The 22217-nt window shown below is 36.7% G+C and carries 17 protein-coding genes; 7 read left to right on the forward strand and 10 right to left on the reverse strand.

The window, feature by feature from the left end:
* The first annotated feature begins 113 nt into the window (after window positions 1–113).
* Window positions 114–1919 (forward strand): carbon starvation CstA family protein, encoded by a 1806-nt coding sequence (locus BQ6100_RS02340; RefSeq protein ID WP_075980202.1) that lies wholly within the window; start codon window positions 114–116, stop codon window positions 1917–1919.
* A 42-nt stretch (window positions 1920–1961) separates the two neighbouring features.
* Here the strand turns inward: BQ6100_RS02340 and BQ6100_RS02345 are convergent, their stop codons facing one another.
* Both BQ6100_RS02345 and BQ6100_RS02350 read right to left on the reverse strand, forming a co-directional pair.
* Entirely contained in the window at window positions 1962–4241 is a 2280-nt protein-coding gene (locus BQ6100_RS02345) for a nitric-oxide reductase large subunit (RefSeq protein ID WP_075980203.1), read from the reverse strand.
* Between the two features lie 227 nt (window positions 4242–4468).
* Entirely contained in the window at window positions 4469–4966 is a 498-nt protein-coding gene (locus BQ6100_RS02350; protein ID WP_075980204.1) for a hypothetical protein, read from the reverse strand.
* A 147-nt stretch (window positions 4967–5113) separates the two neighbouring features.
* Between BQ6100_RS02350 and BQ6100_RS02355 the strand changes: the two genes are divergently transcribed.
* Together BQ6100_RS02355 and BQ6100_RS02360 are read left to right on the forward strand one after the other, a co-directional pair.
* On the forward strand, window positions 5114–5701 hold the full coding sequence (locus BQ6100_RS02355; RefSeq protein WP_075980205.1) for a vWA domain-containing protein: 588 nt from the start codon (window positions 5114–5116) through the stop codon (window positions 5699–5701).
* A 231-nt stretch (window positions 5702–5932) separates the two neighbouring features.
* Window positions 5933–7003: a branched-chain amino acid aminotransferase gene (locus BQ6100_RS02360; RefSeq protein WP_075980206.1), complete on the forward strand. Its 1071-nt coding sequence runs from the start codon at window positions 5933–5935 to the stop codon at window positions 7001–7003.
* A 167-nt stretch (window positions 7004–7170) separates the two neighbouring features.
* Here BQ6100_RS02360 and BQ6100_RS02365 read toward each other — a convergent pair whose 3' ends face one another.
* Together BQ6100_RS02365 and cidR are read right to left on the reverse strand one after the other, a co-directional pair.
* Window positions 7171–7545 (reverse strand): hypothetical protein, encoded by a 375-nt coding sequence (locus BQ6100_RS02365; RefSeq protein ID WP_075980207.1) that lies wholly within the window; start codon window positions 7543–7545, stop codon window positions 7171–7173.
* A gap of 289 nt (window positions 7546–7834) precedes the next feature.
* Window positions 7835–8731 carry a cidABC operon transcriptional activator CidR gene (gene cidR / locus BQ6100_RS02370; RefSeq protein ID WP_075980208.1) on the reverse strand — a complete coding sequence of 299 codons (897 nt, stop codon included), beginning with the start codon at window positions 8729–8731 and terminating at the stop codon, window positions 7835–7837.
* Between the two features lie 349 nt (window positions 8732–9080).
* Here cidR and BQ6100_RS02375 point away from each other — a divergent pair, with 349 nt between their 5' ends.
* Window positions 9081–10601 carry a DHA2 family efflux MFS transporter permease subunit gene (locus BQ6100_RS02375; RefSeq protein WP_075980209.1) on the forward strand — a complete coding sequence of 507 codons (1521 nt, stop codon included), beginning with the start codon at window positions 9081–9083 and terminating at the stop codon, window positions 10599–10601.
* A gap of 92 nt (window positions 10602–10693) precedes the next feature.
* On the opposite strand, the gene BQ6100_RS02380 is transcribed toward BQ6100_RS02375, so the two are convergent.
* The 4 genes from BQ6100_RS02380 to BQ6100_RS02395 all read right to left on the reverse strand — a co-directional run bounded on the left by BQ6100_RS02380 (window position 10694) and on the right by BQ6100_RS02395 (window position 14719).
* The gene (locus tag BQ6100_RS02380) at window positions 10694–11620 is read right to left on the reverse strand and encodes a D-alanyl-D-alanine carboxypeptidase family protein (RefSeq protein ID WP_075980210.1); all 927 of its coding nucleotides are present in this window, start codon (window positions 11618–11620) and stop codon (window positions 10694–10696) included.
* Between the two features lie 90 nt (window positions 11621–11710).
* Window positions 11711–12784, reverse strand: coding sequence for a vancomycin resistance histidine kinase VanS (gene vanS / locus BQ6100_RS02385; protein ID WP_218921347.1), 1074 nt, complete (start codon window positions 12782–12784; stop codon window positions 11711–11713).
* A 46-nt stretch (window positions 12785–12830) separates the two neighbouring features.
* Window positions 12831–13523 carry a VanR-ABDEGLN family response regulator transcription factor gene (gene vanR / locus BQ6100_RS02390; RefSeq protein ID WP_075980212.1) on the reverse strand — a complete coding sequence of 231 codons (693 nt, stop codon included), beginning with the start codon at window positions 13521–13523 and terminating at the stop codon, window positions 12831–12833.
* Window positions 13524–13819: 296 nt separating this feature from the next.
* Window positions 13820–14719 (reverse strand): TetR/AcrR family transcriptional regulator, encoded by a 900-nt coding sequence (locus BQ6100_RS02395; protein ID WP_075980213.1) that lies wholly within the window; start codon window positions 14717–14719, stop codon window positions 13820–13822.
* 185 nt (window positions 14720–14904) lie between these two features.
* Between BQ6100_RS02395 and BQ6100_RS02400 the strand changes: the two genes are divergently transcribed.
* From BQ6100_RS02400 to BQ6100_RS02410, 3 genes are all read left to right on the forward strand, one after another.
* The gene (locus BQ6100_RS02400; RefSeq protein WP_075980214.1) at window positions 14905–16437 is read left to right on the forward strand and encodes a DHA2 family efflux MFS transporter permease subunit; all 1533 of its coding nucleotides are present in this window, start codon (window positions 14905–14907) and stop codon (window positions 16435–16437) included.
* 258 nt (window positions 16438–16695) lie between these two features.
* Complete coding sequence (locus BQ6100_RS02405) at window positions 16696–17706, forward strand: LacI family DNA-binding transcriptional regulator (protein WP_075980215.1); 1011 nt, start codon at window positions 16696–16698, stop codon at window positions 17704–17706.
* Between the two features lie 151 nt (window positions 17707–17857).
* The gene (locus BQ6100_RS02410; RefSeq protein WP_075980216.1) at window positions 17858–19537 is read left to right on the forward strand and encodes a glycoside hydrolase family 13 protein; all 1680 of its coding nucleotides are present in this window, start codon (window positions 17858–17860) and stop codon (window positions 19535–19537) included.
* A gap of 806 nt (window positions 19538–20343) precedes the next feature.
* Here BQ6100_RS02410 and BQ6100_RS02415 read toward each other — a convergent pair.
* The gene (locus tag BQ6100_RS02415; RefSeq protein ID WP_075980217.1) at window positions 20344–20817 is read right to left on the reverse strand and encodes a CarD family transcriptional regulator; all 474 of its coding nucleotides are present in this window, start codon (window positions 20815–20817) and stop codon (window positions 20344–20346) included.
* 201 nt (window positions 20818–21018) lie between these two features.
* On the reverse strand, window positions 21019–22173 hold the full coding sequence (locus BQ6100_RS02420) for a pyridoxal-phosphate-dependent aminotransferase family protein (RefSeq protein WP_075980218.1): 1155 nt from the start codon (window positions 22171–22173) through the stop codon (window positions 21019–21021).
* Window positions 22174–22217: the final 44 nt, after the last annotated feature.

Below are 22217 nucleotides of genomic sequence, written 5' to 3' on the forward strand. Positions count from 1 at the left end.
GTATTTTGCAATTCAACTTTCCTTTCCTGCATTTCATCTTGAAAATCGAATAGAGCCCTTTTCTTTTTGTATCATTAATATCGTATACAAAAAAGGTGAAGGGGGAAATAAAAATGAATGCGGTTACAATCGTAGTTGGTTCAATATGTATCCTTTTAATCGTCTATCGTTTATATGGCACCTTTATGGCTGCTAAGGTTTTGAAGGTCGATGATTCAAAGCCAACACCTGCCCATAAGTTAGAGGATGGTCAAAACTATGTCCCTACGAATAAATGGGTAACGTTTGGGCACCATTTTGCTGCCATTGCAGCAGCAGGTCCATTAGTCGGACCGATTTTGGCAGCCCAATTTGGTTATTTACCTGGTTTACTATGGCTCTTAATTGGTGCTGTTATTGGTGGAGCGGTTCATGATTTAGTCGTTCTTTTTGCCTCAATGCGCAGAAATGGAAAGTCATTATCAGAGGTGGCAAAAGAAGAACTTGGCCCTGTAGCTGCCTTCTGTGCAGGGTTAGCTATGTTATTCATAATCACCATTACTATGGCAGGTTTGTCATTAGTTGTGTTAAGTGCTCTTGAAAGAAATCCATGGGGGACTTTTGCAGTTGGAATAACGATTCCGATTGCAATGGGGGTTGGATTATATCATAAAAAGACAGGGAATTTGAAAGTAGCAACAGTTGTTGGTTTTGCATTAATAATGGCTGCTATTATCTTCGGGCCAAATATTCAAGGTACGGCGTTTGGAGACTTTTTAACCTTTGAAAAAAGTACTCTTGCACTTATTCTACCTATCTACGCATTTTTTGCAGCTGCCCTACCAGTTTGGTTATTGCTTGCCCCACGTGATTATTTAAGTACTTTTATGAAAATTGGTGTTTTTGTAGCCTTAATTATTGGAGTATTTATTGTTAATCCTTCAGTTCAATTCCCAGCATTAACTGAATTTATCCATGGTGGTGGTCCAATTATTGCAGGTCCAGTTTGGCCATTTGTTTCTATTACCATCGCTTGTGGAGCTATCTCCGGTTTCCATGCATTCGTCGGCTCTGGAACTACCCCAAAAATGATAAACCGTTGGAGCGATATAAAAGGAGTAGCTTTTGGGGCTATGCTTGTGGAATGTTTAGTTGCGATCATGGCTCTAGTAGCTGCAATCTCTTTACAGCCAGGAGATTATTTTGCCATTAATTCAACACCAGAAAAATTTGCGACTCTTGGCATGGAAACCGTTCATTTAAATGAACTTAGTAAAGAGGTCGGGATGGATCTCGAAGGAAGAACAGGCGGTGCTGTTACACTTGCGGTTGGTATGACCTATATCTTCACGGAGATTCCAATTTTTGAGAAGCTTGCTTCATATTTCTATCAGTTTGTTATCTTATTCGAGGCGGTATTCATACTAACAGCAATTGATTCAGGTACTCGGGTTGCGCGTTATCTTATACAAGACTTCCTTGGTGACTTCATTAAACCATTGAAACGGACTGACTCCATACCAGCTAATATTATTGCCAGTGCTCTAGCATGTTTCATCTGGGGTTATCTCCTATACTCCGGGGATATCAGTTCTGTATGGGCTTTGTTTGGTGTATCTAACCAATTGATGGCTTCAATCGGTCTGATTGTAGGTGCAACTGTTGTCTTAAAAATTGCTGATAAACGTTGGTATATGCTGACATGTCTTGTTCCACTAGCTTATCTATATGTAACGGTTAATGTTGCAGGATATTGGATGGTTAAGAATGTCTACTTAAATGCTGAAAATCCTGGTTATAATGTACTAAATGGTGTCTTATCTATCATCATGCTTATCCTTGGGGTGATTATTATGGTAACATCCATCATCAAATGGATTCAGTTATCAAAAATCCCACAAACTGTATTAGCAGAACGCTCCAGGGCAGAAGCTTCCTAAGTAGAAGGAGGGACAGTGAATAATTCACTGTCCCTAGGTTATTTATACATTTTTGTTGTCAGTTTCAGCATATTCTAATCGATCGCTTGAGAGGGACCAGCCGGTTTTTAAACCAATGATAAACCAAACTAGTGCTAAAGCACCAAGTGAAAAGATCGTATCCCCAATAATCCGCAGCCAAACGAAAAGAGCGACGATGTCCTGTGACATAAAGGTTGCAGACCGTGCATACCACATGCCGTGCTGTACACTTGCCCATGTTTGCATGAGACCGATTGGTAAAAGGCTTATGAGAATCATTAAGGCAAGACCGATATTTATTGCCCAAAATGCAAACCAGAGAGGCCCTGTTTTCCACTCGCGTTTTACTGTTAGTCCTCGTAAACAGAAGAGCATTAATCCAATCCCCAGCATACCGTATACTCCAAACAATGCAGCGTGTCCATGGACAGGAGTAGTACTAAGCCCCTGCATATAATATAAGGCAATTGGTGGATTAATAAAGAAACCAAATAATCCCGCACCAACTAAATTCCAAAATGCAACGGAAATAAAGAAGTAGATTGGCCATTTATAAGCAGCAACCCACTTACGGGCACGGCTTCGAGTAAGATTTTCATAAGCCTCGAAACCAATTAAAACTAGTGGCACTACTTCCAATGCGCTAAAGGTTGCGCCAAAAGCGATAACACCGGTTGGGGTTCCGCTGAAGTATAAGTGATGAAATGTCCCTATGATTCCGCCAAATAGGAAAATAATTGTTGAGAAAAGAACGGATGTGGTTGCCGTTCGAATTCTTAACAATCCCATTCTTGTGAATAAGAATGCCATTACTACAGTTGCAAAAACTTCAAAGAATCCCTCTACCCATAGATGGACAACCCACCAACGCCAATATTCTGCAATGGCAATATTGGTATGCTGCCCCCATAATAATGCAGGAATATAAAAAACAGGAATTGCAGTTGATGCAATTAAAAAAAGCGCAAGAAGATGACGGCTCTCTTTCAGATTTTTAAAAGCTGGCCATAATGCTCTTACCATGAGGAACAGCCACAGAAATAGGCCAATGGTAAGGAAAATTTGCCAGAATCGGCCTGTATCTGTATATTCATATCCTTGATGTCCAAACCAGAAATTTGTTACATGACCAAGTCTTTGTTGTACTGCAAACCATTGCCCAATCATGGAGCCCGCAACAATAATGATTAGACAAACAAATAGAAAGTTCACGCCGAACCGTTGAAACTTTGGTTCATGGCCTGAGACAGCAGGAGCAATAAATAGCCCAGTTGCTAGCCATGCTGTTGCAATCCACAATATTCCTAATTGAGTATGCCAGGATCTAGTTAAGGAATAAGGTATCCATTTATCGATTGGGATGCCATAGAACCCACTTCCCTCAACTTGATAGTGGCCAGTTATTGCTCCAAGTAGAACTTGAACTAACCATAAAGCAACTACCACCCAAAAGTATTTCTGAGTAGCCTTCATTGATGGTGTTGCCGATAATGCAAGTAGAGGATCGTTCTTTGGAGAATCCTCTTCACCCTCATGCCCCTTCTGAGTGGCATAGTACCAAGCTAAGGCACCAATTCCTGCGAGCAATAACACAAAACTAACAACGGACCATACAAGCATTTCACCTGTAGCCTTATTGCCGATTAAATCTTCATTGGGCCAGTTATTTGTATAGGTGACGTTATCATCTGGTCGATTAGTTTCTGTTGCCCATGTTGTCCACCAAATGTAACTAATAAAGTCGCGGAGACGATCTGGGTCTTTAATGACATTTTTCGGCATGGCATAGTCTTCACGAAGATCATCTAACTTAGGATCATTTGAAAATAAGGAAAAATAATGATTACTAATGTTTGCAATTGCTTGTGCCCTTAACGGGGATAAAGTAATCTCCTTTGTTTCTTTGTTGTAGGTATTCGGTCTGATTTCTTTTTTGAGCCTTTCACGAAGAGCAGCCTTTTTCTCGGAATCTAAGGCTGAATAGTTTTTACCAAAATCTCTTTTTGCCCAATGGTTTAATAGCCACATAGACTCACGGTGGAGCCAGTCGGCATTCCAATCCGGAGCAACATAAGCACCGTGTCCCCAAATACTCCCTAACTCTTGTCCTCCAATGGATTGCCAAACATTTTGACCATCGAGAATATCCTGTTTTGAAAATAAGATTGTCCCATCGGTTACTACAACCCTATCTGGTATTGGCGGCATAGTATTAAAGAGACGGCCTCCATAGTAGCCAAGTATGGCAAATGAAGCTATGAATACAATTGCAAGGCTAATCCACAATTTTTTATATTGCATTAAGGCACCTCCAAATGAGATTTGATATCCACCCGGATTAATTTCCCAAGGGTATCATGCCATATATTACCCGTGTCGCCATAAATTATTCAGGTAGGCAAATGGGGAAGGTTTGGTGCCATAAATTGCTGAAAATAAAAAAAGAAGCTATATACCATGTGAAATTAGCTTCTTTTCCTATATTAAGACTCTAAGTGGTAGCATAAAATTTTTGATACAATCCGATCTTATGCCCCCAATGGTTTTAAACTAAAATAGTCCAAAGCCATATTAACATTATGTAAATCATAAATCCTTTTCTCAAGGCAAAATTGAATCACTAAATCAAAGGTTTCGCTATTTGACAAAGAGTAGCCAGCAGAGCTCAAAAGTTCTTCGGCTTCATCTTTATTTAATTCTAATGCTAAAGCAAGGGCGACTACTGTATTCTTTTTTGGCCGATAATTGGGATTAGAGCGTATTTTAGAAAAGTGTCTACGATCGACTCTAGCCTTCTTGTAGATATCCGAATCACTTTCCCCTTTTTCATCAATAAAATCAAATAGCATCTGATTAAAGGTGGGCATTCTCTTATCATTAATGAAATCCACTAATTCGCTATTCTGTACCTCTTCGAAAATATTGAGATCCTCATAAATAAGAGATTCACAGGCTTTTATTTCAAGCATTTCTATATGAGACTCAACATACACCTGCAACTCTAATAACAATTTCTTATCCAGCATCCTAAACCTCCTCGGGACATGGCGAACATGGGGATGGGAGCCTATTCACACGTCCTGCCACGAAAGCATTTGTCGCCTGCAAAGCGACCTATTAATAGTCAAATGTAATTAATATTATAGTATAAACAAATGAAAAGGATGATAGATATGAATAAGAATTTAACAGAAATCATTTTCCTCCTTGATAGGAGCGGTTCAATGTCGGGTCTTGAAAGTGATACGATAGGAGGATTTAACGGATTTATTAGGAATCAGGACAAAATGGAAGGGGATGTGACTGTCACTGCCGTTTTATTTGACGATCAATATGAAATATTATGGAATGGTGTAGACGCGAGCCATATCAAGCTTACAGACAAAGAATATTTTGTCAGAGGGTGTACAGCCCTTCTTGATGCAGTAGGAAAGACAATTTTGAATGTTGACCATCGATTGTCAAACACAATAGAGGCAGAAAGACCTGGTAAAGTCATATTTGTTATTACAACAGATGGCTTAGAAAACGCAAGCCGTGAATTCACCTACGAAAAGGTCAAGGAGCTTATCAAACATCAACAAGAGAAGTATAATTGGGAGTTTATCTTCCTTGGTGCAAACATTGATGCAGCTAAAGAAGCCGACAGTTTAGGAATCGCTGAAAGAAATGCATTTAAATTCGAAGCATCAGAAAAGGGTGTTGAATGTATGTATGACATGGTAGATGTGGTTGTCTCTGAGAGAAGGAGAGAGAAGTGATCGTTTGAAAATTAAAAAAGCCTAAAGGGGGAGATCTAAGAAAATTTCTCCCTTCAGGCTTTTTTTATAAAAAAATAACAATTATTGTCTAAAATCCCTATCCTGAACATCCTACTCTTGATTTCATGTGATAAAATATTCATAACAATATTACTATTATGTATTTTGTCCCAATTATTTGGACAATTTTGCGAAAATTCAAAGTAACTTATATGGATAGGAGCAATCGCGATGAAAGATTTAAAAATTGAAGTGACATTAAGTTCCACTAAAAAGGAAAAGCCTCAATCTGACCATTTGGAGTTTGGAAAAATCTTTACCGATCACATGTTTATTTGGGACTATACGGAAGGGATTGGCTGGCACGATCCTCGAATTGTTCCTTATCAACCCATTGCCTTGGACCCGGCATCCACCGTTTTTCATTATGGTCAAACCGTTTTTGAAGGTTTAAAAGCTTATCTTACAAAAAATGAGAATGTCTTGTTATTTAGACCTGAAGAAAATATGAAAAGATTGAATCGCTCAAATGATCGCTTATGTATGCCAAAAATTGATGAAGAGCTAGCATTAAGCGCATTAAAGCAATTAATTACAATTGATCGAGATTGGATACCTTCAGCAGAAGGAACATCCCTATACATTCGTCCATTTATGATTGCAACTGAGCCTTACCTTGGAGTACATCCATCTAGCCAATATAAATTCATGATTATTTTATCCCCAGTAGGTGCTTATTATAAAGAAGGGATTAACCCAGTGAAGATTGCGGTTGAAAGTGAATATGTGCGTGCTGTTGCAGGTGGAACAGGAAATGCGAAAACCGCTGGAAACTACGCAGCTAGCCTTAAAGCATCCGAGATTGCAAGTGAGAATGGCTATACTCAGGTTTTGTGGCTGGATGGAAGAGAGAAGCAGTACATTGAAGAAGTTGGAAGTATGAACATCTTCTTTAAAATCAATGGGGAGGTTGTGACACCCGAATTAAATGGAAGCATTCTTGAGGGAATCACGAGAAAGTCCATTATTGAGCTATTAAAATATTGGAATGTTCCCGTTGTCGAAAAGAAAATTTCTATACATGAAATTCAACAGGCTTATCATGATGGTCAGTTAGAGGAAGCATTTGGAACAGGAACAGCTGCTGTCATCTCACCTGTAGGCGAACTCTTCTGGCAAAACGAAAAGCTAATCATCAACAATGGAGAAACAGGTCCACTATCTAAAAAATTATACGATTCCTTAACTGGAATCCAAAATGGAACAGAACAGGATCCATTTGGTTGGACTCATCGTTTGTAAAGGAAGATCACAATGTTTGGAGTTAAGGTTGGTAACGAGTCATCTTAAACGAATTAAATCACCCTAGATTCATTTAATATTTCTGGACAATTTTATCCTGAATTTAAAACGAAAAGCAGATTCAAAAAGTCGTTTATTGACCTTTTGAGTCTGCTTTTTCATAATGGCTATTTCATAATTGATGGACCAACTAAAGATTCTGGATTTTTATCAAGTCCTAATAGACAGAGGTTAGCATAACCAATGGTGTTTTCGTAATCAGAAAAAATTTGCTTCAATATATGGATATTAGGATCTTCCTTTAAATGTTTTAATTCCCTATTATAAAGTCGAAGTACAGAGTCACAGACAAAGTTCGGAGAGCATTCATTTGGCTCTTCATCCATTAATAAACATCCCATATAATAATATTTAAATTCTAGAGCGCGAGTTAAGTTAATCATATCAATAAATTTCTCAAAAAGAATGGGATAGTTTTCCTTAAGATTTTCAAGAGCTTCTTTTGCTGTATTTAACTCGTTAATACTTGAAACAGTGATCATAAATATGAATATCCTCCTTTTTTGTCCCAAGGCTTATCCAATGAAAAATATGCAGCTAGTTCTCTATATTTTCTTTGAAATGACTCGCATCCTTTCATTATTAAAAGATTATATCTGACTTTTTGATATTATAAGAATTTTATATTAATAAAAAGTGTACGCCTCATTTTTCACTATGTAAAATGGATAGTTTTTATCTGAATTATAGTTATTATCTATGTAAGCGCTTTCGGATGAAGTGTAGGGGAATATCCCTAACATTTTTTTATAAATCTGGCAAAATATAAAATTATTTATTTTTGCTCCTTTTGTCATAAAACTCTTTTGTATACTCAATCCATTTCTTCGCTGCATACGATAGATATTTATTCTTACTCCATATTACAGCTAAGCTTGAGTTAATAGATGGGTTTACTACTTTTATAGATGTTATTGTTTCGTCCAATTGATGGCAGATACTCTTTGGAAGCATGGCAACTCCAAGTTTACATGCGACCATTTCAGTAATAAAGGATTGTTGAGAGCTTACTGAAACAATTTTTGGATTAAAGCCCACACTATTACATGATAGGATGATTCGGTCATTTAGAACAAAATCTTTATTAAATAAAATAAAGGATTCATTGGTAAGTTCAGCTAAATCAACTTCCTCCTTATTAGCTAGGGGATGAGAGGAGTGGACAATGAGTTTAAGTTCATCTTCTAGTAGGGAGAAATATTCAAAGACCTCCGGATTAGTAGGAAGTACGATGATTCCCACATCAAGAAGACTGTTTTTAACTGCTTCTTCAATTTTTTTCGAACCCTGTTCAATTAATTGAAAGGTAATACCAGGATATTTTTCGTGAAAGCTCCCAATGATCTTAAGTAGAAAATGTGCATCAAATAAAGGTGGAAGCCCAATGCGAATGTGCCCTTTTTTTAGCTCTAACAAATTATCAAGTTCTGTACCTAAATTTTTAAATGCTTGATCAATTAACTTCGCTTGTTCAAAAATAATTTGCCCTGCATCTGTTAATACTAAATGTTTCCGGGAGCGGTCAAATAATTCAACACCAAGTTCCTGCTCAAGATTTTTAATCATTTTACTAATCGTTGGCTGTGAAATAAACAATCGATTAGCTGCAAGAGAGAAGCTATTAGAATTGGCGACCTCAAGAAAATATTGCAAATGCTTAATATCCAATATTTCCACCTGCTTATTTAGGTTAGTATAAAAATAAATCTAAATCTTCCAAATCTATTCTTATTTTAACATAGAAAATGGTGACAGGCACCTTCCAGATTTCTGGAAGGTGCCTGTCACCATTTTCTCATAACTTCATTCACAAAAGCTCATACTATTTTTATTATGAGCTTTTGAAAAACGGGCCGACAACTTAAGGGGAAATGATACAGTCGTCTTTTGAGGGTGATAAAAAGTATTTTAGAATAAAACTTTTTCATTGCAATATTTAATTCTGAGGGATATGATGTAATTTGTGAAAAAAAACGAGAGTACAAAATAATGAACTTAACGTATAGGAGGAACAAGTATGGACCACACAAAAAAACAAACAGATCGTCCACCCTATGGGATAATTGCGGTCCTAATGATTGGTGCATTTATATCATTTTTAAACAATACATTATTAAATATCGCACTCCCATCTATAATGAAGGATTTTGATATTGGAGCTTCTACAGTACAATGGCTTACGACTGGGTTTATGTTGGTGAACGGGATATTAATTCCAACTACAGCCTTTTTAATCCAAAAATACTCTGTAAGAAATCTTTTCTTAGCAGCTATGGGATTATTTACAATTGGTACAATTTTATCTGGTTACGCCCCAGTTTTTCCAATGCTTTTAACAGGAAGAATGCTACAAGCAGCAGGCTCTGCCATTTTAATGCCACTGTTAATGAATGTAATGTTAGTGAGCTTTCCAGTTGAAAAACGCGGAGCGGCAATGGGGGTTTTCGGTTTAATATTAATGTTTGCTCCAGCGATTGGACCTACATTATCTGGTTGGATTGTGGAGCATTATGATTGGAGAATGCTCTTCCATTTCATTACACCTATCGCAGTAGTCGTTGTCCTACTTGGTATATTCTTACTTAGAGATAAAAAGGAAAAAATCAAAATTCATTTAGATTACTTTTCCCTCCTTTTATCAAGCGTAGGATTTGGTGGAATATTGTACGGATTTAGTTCCGCAGGTGATAAAGGCTGGGATAGCCCATTAGTCTATGGAACCATTGCGATTGGCGCCATTGCTTTAACATGGTTTATTCTCCGACAATTAAAACAAGATGAACCAATGTTAAACTTTAGAATTTATAAATATCCAATGTTTGCTTTAGCATCAGCAATAACAATGGTAGTAAATATGGCGATGTTTTCTGGTATGCTTTTACTACCTATTTATGTACAAAACATTAGAGGAATATCACCGATGGATGCCGGGTTACTACTATTACCAGGTGCAATTCTTATGGCCATTATGTCACCGGTGACAGGAAGACTATTTGACCGCTTTGGTGGACGTATTTTGGCCATTACAGGCCTCACCATCTTGACGGTAACTACCTTCTTTTTTAGTAAACTTGAACTAGATACGACGTATACACATTTAATACTATTGTATTCAATTAGAAGCTTTGGAATGTCCATGGTAATGATGCCTGTAGCAACTAACGGACTAAATCAATTACCAAGACGCTTCTATCCACACGGTACGGCCATGAATAACACGATGAACCAAGTCGCAGGAGCAATTGGTACGGCATTGCTCGTAACCATTATGTCAAATCGTACAGAAACGCATGCTAAGGAAATTGCTAGTGATGCAATGAAAAATATGACTGTCCAACCAACTCCAGAGGTTATTGCGACAATGAAACAACAAATTGCAATGAAGGCTATGCTAGAAGGGATTAATGATTCCTTCCTAGTTGCAACGGGGATTGCTGCGGTTGCAATTATCCTTTCACTCTTTATCAAGCGGGCCAAACCAGCTGAAGAAAAAAAACCAGAGGTAACTAAAGTAGCACCTAAATTGGCTAAAAACTAATAAAAAGTAAAAGCTTGTAGAGATTTAATCCCTACAAGCTTTTTTCTTAATACCCTCGAATCACTAATTGTATTTCTCCAAAGTTGTTCTCTCTAAATATTATTATAAACAGTAAATGCATCTTCAATATGGAATTGCTTCGTTTTATGATTTCCTTTAGCCCCAGCTGTAACAAAGATAAATTCTTCCCCCTCTTTAATAGCGAGGCTGGCTAAGCATAATCCTGCCTCTTCCGTATATCCGGTTTTCCCTCCAATAATTTCTCCACCACTAATTTCCGGACTTTCCATTTTTAAAAACATACTGCTAGAAAAAGTAATTCCTTCCGGATGAAGATTGGTTGAAGAGGTGGAATAGCTCTTAGTAGTGAAAATCTCCCGAAAGACTTTGTTCTTAAGTGCATGCCGTAATAGAATAGAGATGTCTTTCACACTAGTGTAATGGTTTGCTTCTTGTAAACCAGTGGCATTAGTAAAATGTGTGTGTTTCATTCCTAATTGCTTGGCCTTTTTGTTCATTTGCTTAACGAACTCATCTTCTGAACCAGAAATATGCTGAGCAAGTACGATGGTAGCCTCAGCCCCGGAAGGAAGTAAAGTACCATATAGTAAATCGATTGCTTTCACTTTTTCATTTGGAAGAAAGCCTGCCATAGATGCATTCGCACTATATAAATTTTGAAAAATATCAGGTGGCAATTCAATTTGTTGGCTTAAATCTGGGATATGCTCGATTGCAACAATGGCTGTCATTATTTTTGTAAGGGAAGCAGGGTAGATAGGATCGTCACTATTTTTTTCCATGATTATTTTTCCATTGTGGACACTCATTAATATTGCGTTTGAGCTATAAAGGCTAGAATTGACATGATTACTCATCTTCGTCTTTATTTGTTGAATCATTTTCGTCCCATATGTAGCTTGAAAGAAGTTTTTTATGGATAATTTATTGGTTGAAATGAGGGTAAGAAATATTAATAAAAAACAAATGATTATGCCTTTAATATATTTTTTTTTCATAAAAAAACAACTCCTCTTCCTATGTCTCTATTGAAACATAAGATGAGTAGCTGTTTTTTAATATTCTATTATTGAAACCTTAATATTTTCTTAAGATTGTTTAGGAAGAATAACAGAGAAGACAGTATGAGAGTTGTTGCTTTCTGCAGAAATTTCTCCACCGTGGGCATATACTATTTCCTTTGCAATGGCAAGACCCAATCCAGATCCTCCAGTTTGACTAGACCTTGAAGTATCTAAACGGTAGAACTTTTCAAAAATAGTTTTTAATTTCTGTGATGGTATCATATCCCCTTCATTAATAAATCTTATTTCGATACTTTGCTCATTCTCTTCTACCTCAATGACAATGGTGCTATTCTCATAGCTATAGGATATGGCATTTTTTAAAATATTATTAAACACTCTTGCCAATTTATCTGGATCTCCATAAACTTTCAAATGCTCATCAGCCCTGACTAATGCCCTTTTTCCTTTTGGAGCGAGCAGGGGATAAAACTCATCTGCCATTTGCATGAGCATAAAGGATAAGTTGATTTCCTTTTTATCAAGTAAAATCGTTTGGAGGTTGAATCTAGTAATTTCAAAAAACTCATTGATGAGCTGCTCCAAGCGATATGCTTTCTCTAATGTGATCCCCACATACTTCTCTTTTTGCACCTGAGGCATATCAGAAGCCTCATCAAGTAAACTTAAATAACCAATGATGGATGTTAGAGGTGTTTTTATATCATGTGCTAAATATACAACAAGGTCATTTTTTCTTTGTTCCGCCTCTTTCGCATCCTTCGCCCGCTTTTCCAAAGTGTGTTTCAAATAATTTAGCTTTTTTTCCATAAATTCTAGCTCTTGTGGAAGGGAAATATCCTCTTTGGTTTCTTGGGCAAGCTTGTCAATTCCTTCGCTGATTTGGTGAAAGTAACAGGTAAAGCGGGATAATGTAAAGTAAAAAATAATTAAAAGTAACATAATAAAGCCTATCATGACCCAAAGGGTTTTATTTTGCTGAAAGACAGAAAAATAGAGTAACTGTGCAGTATGAAAGTCAAGAGGCAAAACGGTTGTGCAAAATTTTACAAAAAGGTCAGCGAATGGGTCCTGTAGAATACCATCAATAAGTGTGTAGCTGATTACTAAGCCTACAATTGCTGTTAAAATAATCATGAATGCGACCTGTAATAATAACTTCCTCTTGAGTTTGCTAAATTCATTATTCAATGATATAACCTACTCCCCAAATGGTTTTAATATATTTTGGATTTTCTGCAGAATCCTTCATTTTTTCACGAAGATGTCGGATGTGGACCATCACAGTGTTATTGTTGTTGAGATACTTTTCTCCCCAAACCTCTTGAAATAATTCCTCCGAGTTGACCACCCGACCTCTGTTGGAGCATAAGCACCAAAGAATGGAGAACTCTGTTGGTGTAAGAGAAATATCCTTTTCATTTAAAATGAATTTATGAGTATCCTTATTAAGAAAAAGACCGGAAAAGGTAATTGTTTTTTCACTCTGTTCCGTTCCCTGTGGGTTGTATTTTGTAAATCTCCTAAGCTGAGCTTTGACTCGAGCAATAAGCTCTAATGGACGAAATGGTTTTGTGATATAGTCATCAGCACCAAAGGTTAGTCCAGTGATCTTATCCATTTCTTCATCCTTGGCAGATAACATAATTACAGGAAAGTGATATTTTTCTCTAATTTTCTTACATAATGAAAAACCATCTATTTCAGGCAGCATCACATCAAGTATTGCAAGGTCTAGTTTTGTAGTTTGGATGCATGTTAATGCTTCTATTGAGGTATAGAACTTATAAACATTGTAGTCCTCATTTTTTAAATAAACCTCTACTAAATCAGCTATTTCTTGTTCATCATCCACTATTAAAATATTGACGCTCATACATAGATCAACTTCCTTCTATATAAATAAAGAATCTCAAATATTAATGATACCAATTATTTGGTTTATGGCAATCAATAGAAGTAAACAATTATTTTTAAAGTATTTAATAAAAGTGGGCTCGTATCGTTTATGGTCAGCAATCTAAATTTAATGGAGCTACAGCTAATTGAAGAAAGAATAGTTGCGGCAACCTTAGTTTGAGCTGGGAAGGGTACTGTAGAAACCTATATGCATGAAAAGCGGACATATATCAAACTTTATATGCCCGCTCACATTTTAAATAATTTTTTTAGTTATTCTTCATCAAGCTGAATGTAATATTCCTTAATGTGCTTTTGAAGTATATTAATCCCTTTTCGCCATTCAGGGTCAGTAATGCTTGCAACTAATGTAAGTATCGCACTTTCAATTAAGAATTTTCTTGGCATCTTTGAGTTGAATATTTCATCTTGAATAAAGTCCAACAGTTCAAAATACTTGGCTTGCTCATCCTCGGACTTTAACATCTTTTTCAATGCAGAGACCGATTGAGAGACTTCTTTTTTTAATATATACTCTTTTTTCTTTAATTCCGGCAACCAGCTATCTAATAATTGCGGTTCAATTAATTGCGCTTTCGCCTCAGACACTTCATCAACCATCTTAACCATTCGTTCCACACAATATCGAATTACCTTATGAATATTTGTATGAGGAGAGTAGGCTAAGGAGTAATATCTTAGAGTATGATGCAATATGCCTAAAAACATAATAGAAATATCTAATAAATAAGGCGCCTTATCCTGCCCAAAGATATCCATAAACCTAGTATTTAACCAGCGAAGCATCCGAAGCTGTCCCTTTCTTATGAATTCCTTTAGATCAGCATCATTGGAAGATGTGATTTCCTCAAAAAGGGGAACTACCATTTTCTTTCGATTTGTCTTCATCTGTAATTCAATTTGTTTTATGAAAATCTCTATATTTGACGGGTCTTGACCAATTAGTAATTCATTGCGATCTTTTTCAAGCTTAATAAAAATTGTTTTGAAAAGTTCCTTCAAAAGCTCATTTTTTGATGAAAAGTAATTATAAAAGGTACCTTTAGATATTCCACTATAATCTAAGATATCCTGTATAGAAGTAGCTTGAAACCCTTTGTCTAGAAAAAGTTGATGTGCTACTTCAATGACATGCTGTTTTCTGTCGTTCATTTACAACCACCTAATATTCGTATTGGACTACTTGTTTACTATTATAGTACATAATAAATATAGTTTATTCAAATAGAGGAATATCAAGTTCTTTTTATTTGAAATTATCAGACTAATGGTATATTATGGTGTTTATATGGAATAGGGGTATAAAAAAATGGACTTTAATTTTAGGGAGGAATAATATGGAAAAAACAAACAGTTCAATAACTCGTCCACCCTATGGCATTATTGCTGTGTTGATGATAGGTGCCTTTATTGCGATGTTGAATAATACTCTACTTAATATTGCACTACCATCTATAATGGTGGATTTAGATGTTGATCCATCAACTGTTCAATGGATGACAACGGGGTTTATGCTGGTAAATGGAATATTAATTCCTGCAACAGCATTTTTAATAAAAAAATATTCTGTGCGTCACCTGTTCCTAGCTGCCATGATATTATTTACAGCAGGAACATTTCTAGCTGGATTCGCACATGTATTCCCAATTTTATTGGCAGGAAGGATGATTCAAGCAAGCGGTTCAGCCATCCTCATGCCGTTATTAATGAATGTTATGTTAACGAGCTTCCCAGTAGAAAAAAGGGGAACGGCAATGGGTGTTTTTGGATTGGTATTAATGGTAGCACCAGCAACAGGACCAACGTTATCTGGTTGGTTAATTGAGAATTATGATTGGAGAATGCTTTTTCACTTTGTCTCCCCTATAGCAATTGCAGTTGTAATTATTGGCTTTTTCTTGCTTAAGGATAAGAAGGAAAAGTCAAATGACCGTCTCGATAGTATTTCACTCCTGTTATCAAGCATTGGTTTTGGCGGAATTTTGTATGGATTTAGTTCAGCTGGTAAAAAAGGCTGGGATAGTCCAGAGGTATATATTACATTGATTGTTGGTGGGATATCCCTCATTGTATTTATTCTCCGTCAATTAAACCAAGACAATCCTATGCTAAATTTTAGAATATATAGATATCCGATGTTTGCCCTATCATCTGTGATTTCAATGGTTGTTACGATGGCAATGTTTTCAGGTATGCTTCTTACACCGATTTATGTTCAAACGATACGCGGTATTTCACCAATCGATGCAGGGTTAATGATGCTACCAGGGGCTATAGTTATGGCTATCATGTCGCCAATTACTGGGAAATTATTTGACCGCTTTGGCGGACGTGTTCTTGCAATTATTGGTTTAACTATTACTGTGATTACTAGCTATTACTTTAGTAAATTATCACTTCATACGACCTATACACATTTAATTATTTTGTATTCTGTACGTATGTTTGGTATGTCCATGGTCCATATGCCTGTAACAACCAATGGATTAAATCAGCTGCCCACACGTTACTATCCACATGGAACAGCGATGAACAACACCCTATCTCAAGTAGCTGGCGCCATAGGTACAGCTCTTTTAGTTACTGTTATGACTAATCGAACAAAAACACATGCTACAGAATTGACGGCTAGTGCGATGAAACATTTTAAAGGGGAGCCTACAGCTGCCGCGATGGTTGAAATGAAACAACAAATTACTATGAAAGCAATGCTGGAAGGAATAAATGATGCATTTTTTGTAACTGTGGGAATTGCTCTTGTTGCGCTTATCCTTTCGTTCTTTATTAAGCGTGCTAAACAAGAGGAAGATCCTAAAATGGGAAATCCAGTAGGTCAAAAAAGAGTTGTCAGTAAATTAGTTGAGAATTAATAATTAAATTGGATAGATTACCTGAAAAGAACGGGGAAGAGCTATTCCATAAGGTGTCTGGAACCTTGGAGTAGCTCCATTTTTTTCATAAATATTTTATTGACAGATTAATAAAAAAGAATTATGATGAAACCGTATTCATAAACGTAAACGTTTACGTTACTGAATACGGTATTCTAATTTATCAATAAGTGAGCCGATTAAATGGACTCCCTTTTGAATGGCATATACGTTTTCCTTGTCAAAAGAGGTGATGGAATGGATCCAACAATTAAAGATGTTGCAAGACTATCCAAGGTGTCTATTGCCACCGTTTCTCGGATATTGAATAACAAACCAGGCTATTCAGAGGAAACGAAGGATCGAGTCATGAAGGCAATTGAAGAATTAGGGTACCAGCCGAATGGAGTAGCCAGAGGCTTAATTAGTAAAAGAACCAGGACGATCGGAATATTAGTTCCAGAGCTATCATCAATGGTTGCATCAGAGGTTATTAAAGGGATTGAAGATGTATCTCATCAAAACGGTTCGAGCGTTATTGTGTGTAACACAGATAGTAATGGTAAACGGACAATGGAGTATTTAAAGCTTTTGTCTGAAAAGAGAGTGGATGGAGTCATATTTGCTAGTGAAACACTAAAGAAAGAGTACTATAAGACATTGTCTGAAATGAGGGTTCCTGTTGTACTTCTTTCTACGCTTTCAATAGATTATCAGCTTCCCTATATCAAGGTCGATGATTTTCAAGCAGCTTATAAGGCGGTCCAATATTTAATTGAGAACGGTCATGAAAAGATTGCGATGATAAGTGGGAATAAAGAAGACCCTATCGCCGGTGAACCGAGAATTGCTGGATACAAGAAAGCCCTTTATGACAACGGAATTATTTTTAGGGAAGAATGGTTTGTTGGGTTCGATGCTTATAATTTTGAAAATGGTTATAAAGGAATGACAACCTTAGAAGACCGCAAAACCGGTGTAACGGCTATTTTTGCTAGTAGTGATGAATTAGCAGCCGGTGTATTATCACGGGCTTATGAGTTAGGCATAATTGTTCCTGAACAGTTATCTGTCATCGGCTATGATAATACAAAACTTGCCAAGATGGTGATTCCACCACTGACAACTGTGGAACAGCCCTTATATCAAATGGGATGTGAGGCGGCGGAAATGCTTTATGAAATGCTCCTTTCGGGGAAAGATGTGAGCAGTAGGATATTACCACATAAAATTATTGAAAGAAAAACAGTGATAAATTTAAAGGTGTAATACCTTTTCTTTTTCGCATGAACGTAAACGTTTACTCAAATTCGATTTGAAAAATAATGCTTGGAGAAATTAACATTAAGATATTGAGTGATGATCTGTCTGATTATTTTAATCAAAACGTAAATGTTTACTATATATAAGGAGGATACTTATGAAAAATTGGTGGAAACAAAGTGTTATTTACCAAATTTACCCTAGAAGTTTTAAAGATAGTAATGGAGATGGAATTGGTGATTTAAATGGAATCACATCAAAACTAGATTATCTTAAGGAACTTGGGGTCGATGTCATTTGGTTATCTCCAGTTTATAAATCTCCAAATGATGACAATGGCTATGATATTAGTGATTACCAGAACATAATGGATGAGTTTGGGTCAATGGAAGACTTTGATCAATTGCTAGAAACCGCACATCAAAAAGGGCTAAAGATCATTATGGACCTTGTAGTAAACCATTCATCTGATGAGCATGCATGGTTCTTAGAATCAAAATCTTCTAAAGACAATTCTAAGCGAGATTACTACATTTGGAAGCCAGGCGTAGGCGGTCAGGAACCGACCAACTGGGAATCCTTCTTTAGTGGCTCTGTTTGGCAATATGATGAACCTACAGGGGAGTACTATTTACATTTATTTAGTAAGAAGCAGCCTGATTTAAACTGGGAGAATCCAAGTTTACGTCAGGAAGTATACAATATGATGAAATGGTGGCTAGATAAAGGGATTGACGGCTTCCGAATGGATGTTATTAATCTAATCTCTAAAGACCAACACTATCCACAAGGCAAAGAAAAACCAGGTAAAAAATACAGTGATGGTTCAAAGTATTATATGAATGGGCCTAGAGTCCATGAATTTTTACAAGAAATGAATAAAGAGGTTCTTTCCCACTACGATATTATGACTGTCGGGGAAACACCAGGAGTGACTCCGGACGATGCTAGGTTATTTACCGGTGAGGATCGTAATGAGTTGAATATGGTTTTTCAATTTGAGCATATGGATGTAGGTAGTGGACCTGAAGGAAAGTGGAGCAATCTCCCGTGGAAACTGACTGAGCTAAAAAAAATTATGACCAGATGGCAAAAAGGTTTAGAGTCTGAAGGTTGGAATAGCCTTTACTGGGAAAACCATGACCAACCAAGAAGTGTTTCTCGCTTTGGAGACGATAAGGAATACCGTGTGGAAAGTGCGAAAATGCTAGCTACTTGCCTTCATATGATGAAAGGAACACCTTTTATTTATCAGGGTCAAGAATTAGGAATGACGAATGTAGAGTTTAAAAGCATTGAGGATTATCGAGATATTGAATCAATTAATGCTTATAACGATTACGTTGGCGAATATGGAAAAGATCCTGAAGAAATGTTAAAAGCAATTCACGCTAGAAGCAGGGATAACGCACGGACACCGATGCAGTGGAATGATTCCAAGGAGGCAGGGTTCACAATAGGAGAGCCATGGATTTCTGTTAATCCAAACTATAAAGAAGTGAATGCTGAAAATGCTTTAAAGGATTCCAATTCAATTTTCTATTACTATCAGAAGCTTATTCAATTAAGAAAAGAAAAGGAGATTATTGTTGAGGGAAGCTATGACCTAATTCTTGATGATCATGAGGAAATTTATGCTTATACAAGAACATTGGGTAACGAGCAGCTTCTAGTCATCTGTAATTTCTCAAAAAATGTCACAAAATTTGTGCTACCGGAAGAAATAAGTTTTACCCATAAAGATTTATTGATTCATAACTATCCTGTTCAGGATGAATCAATAAATGAATTTGATTTAAAACCTTATGAAGCAAGGGTTTATCAACTTACAAGGTAATAATTAGTGGATATTTTTAAGGTGAGGCGTTTTTGCTAAGGTTAGCAGGGCGTCTTTCTATGTAGTGAAGGTTATTGAATTCCTAAGTTAGCTGGGGGTTTTATCATTTAGATGGTGGGAAAATCAAAAGCGATTGCAAATATTATGTGTATAATGAAATAATCGCGAATGAGTCAGCTATTTCGCGAATAAATCAGATATTTCGCGAATAAGTGGAAAGTATCACGAATAAATTGGAAATCTTGCGAATAAAATAGAGATTCGCGAATAAAATTTGAATTTCGCGAGAAAAAGTATCATTTTCGCGAATAAATTTTAGAAATCGCGAATAAAAGTCCATTTTTCGCGAATAAACCCTTAATAAATGGAAATAATAATAATTTTGTAGTAACTCCACACCAATATATCGAGAAAAAAACACTTAATGCCTAATTTAATATCATTTTTTATAAAAAAAAGGCTGTTTTCGTATAGATTGTTGCTTTTATAACCGCAGCCTGAATACACTCCGCTTTCCGTGGGCGAGCGGTGAGCCTCCTCGTCGCTACGCTCCTCGGGGGTCTCACCTTTCTCGCATTCCCACAGGAGTCTACGTGTATTCAGGCTGCTAAGTCAGTACTCTCTACATATTTATCATCAAAATAACAACATACTTTGAGAAAACAGCCTAAAAAAAACTGCAATTATACCTTTTTACATAAAAATAATCTCACAGATACACAATATACCAACAACCTTTTCCATATCCCAAACCGAGAAAACGACAAAAAAAACCCACCAGCTATAATTATAGATGGTGGGTTTTGTTAACTAGTCAATTTTAAAAGCTCTGCCGCTTGGTGTTCCGAAATATTTTTAATTAATATTAATTCACTAATGACATTTTTTTGTGCTTGATGAAGCATTTGTTTTTCAGTGGAGTTCAGAGATTTTTCCATGCTGCGGTATAATAAATCCCTTATAACATCTGTCGTATCATGCATGTCACCACTCTTGATTTTTTGCATATTTAAATTATATCTTTCTCTCCATGGAAGAGAATCATTTGGTTTTTCATGATGAAAGTCATACAATATTTCATTAAGGGTTTTTGGATCAATAATAGATCGAACGCCCAGTTGCTCCATTTTCTTTAACGGGACCATGATATCCATATTACAAATCGGAATGGAAATGACACAATAATCCGTGATTTCCCCTAAGATTTCCTTTTGCTCAATGGCCTTAATTATACCTGCACCATGCATTGGATAAAACACTTTGTCGCCTACTTGAAACAAATAGATTCACCTCCAAAAATACCTTGCTTTCTTATTGTAACACAGAAGTGAATTTTTGTGTAAATAAAATAATATATCATGAAGTAATCGTCAACGTCAATAATTTTTCTTTCGAAAAATAAAACGTTTTCATTATTTTTGATTATTATATGAATGAAAAAGGATGAGGCTCTAAAAACAGAGGACCTCATCCATTAAAGCTTAAACTAGTACATTCAATGATTGAACGGCTTTTTCAGGATTAACCTTGTAGCCAAAATCATTCATTGTCTCGCCGATGATTCGTATGGCTTTTTCTAGCATTTCAACAGTGGTGTTTCCCATATGTCCAATTCTGAATGCTTTGCCTGCTAAATGAGCAAGTGCACCAGAAAGAATGACGCCTCTTTCTGCTAGAGCTGCACGAAATGCCACATCATCCATTCCTTCTGGATAAAGGATACAACTAAGTGTTGGAGCTGCAACCTCTTCCTCTGCAATTGCTTTCATTCCGTATGTGGAGAGTGCTACCCTCACGGCTTTTCCGTAAGCCTTATGGCGGATATATCGATTTTCCATGCCTTCCTCTAAGACTAATTTCATGGCTTCATCATAGGCATAAATAAGATTTACCGGAGGAGTGGCAAAATATTTGCCTGGGTCATGCATAATTGGAATCCAATTATAAATATCGCAATAATAAGCGGGTACACCTGAGAGTTTTTCTCTAGCCGCTAATGCGCTTTGATTAAAGGCAACTATGGCCAATCCAGGTGGCATACCGATGGCCTTTTGAGAGCCGGTTAATACTACATCAATCTTATAATTAGGATCACCATATTCCTTGCTCATATCCTCTTCCATCGCAGCTGTTGCACAGACTCCATCGACAATGGCAAGCGCACCATTGCTTTTAATGATTGGTATAAGCACGTCCAAATTTGCTGCAACACCAGTTGAGGTATCTGCATGGGTTATGGTAACAGCTTTATAACTGGCAGAAGCAAGCTTTTCCTCCACCTCTCGAGCATCTACCTGTTTCCCCCATTCTGATTGTAGAACATCTACCTGAAAGCCAAAAGCCTCACCAATTTTAATAAAACGGTCACCAAAGTAACCGTGGCTTATGACTAATAACTTCTCACCAGGTGCTACTGTATTTACAAGGGCCATTTCCATAGCAACGGTCCCTGAACCAGAAATGATAAATACTTCCCCATTGGTTTTTAGCATTTCTTTTGTTTTATCAAGCGCATGACGAAAAATGGCAACAAACCTTGGGTCAGTATGTCCCCATGTTTCTTGAGCAAGCGCATCATAAATGGAATCGACTACAGGTGTTGGGCCAGGAATGAGTAGCAGCTCTTTGTTTCTCATTGGGCATCCTCCTAAAATATTTTTCTAAAAAGTCAAATTTTTCT

The sequence above is a fragment of the Bacillus massilinigeriensis genome (genome assembly GCF_900117315.1).
GTDB lineage: Bacteria > Bacillota > Bacilli > Bacillales > Cytobacillaceae > Bacillus_BE > Bacillus_BE massilionigeriensis.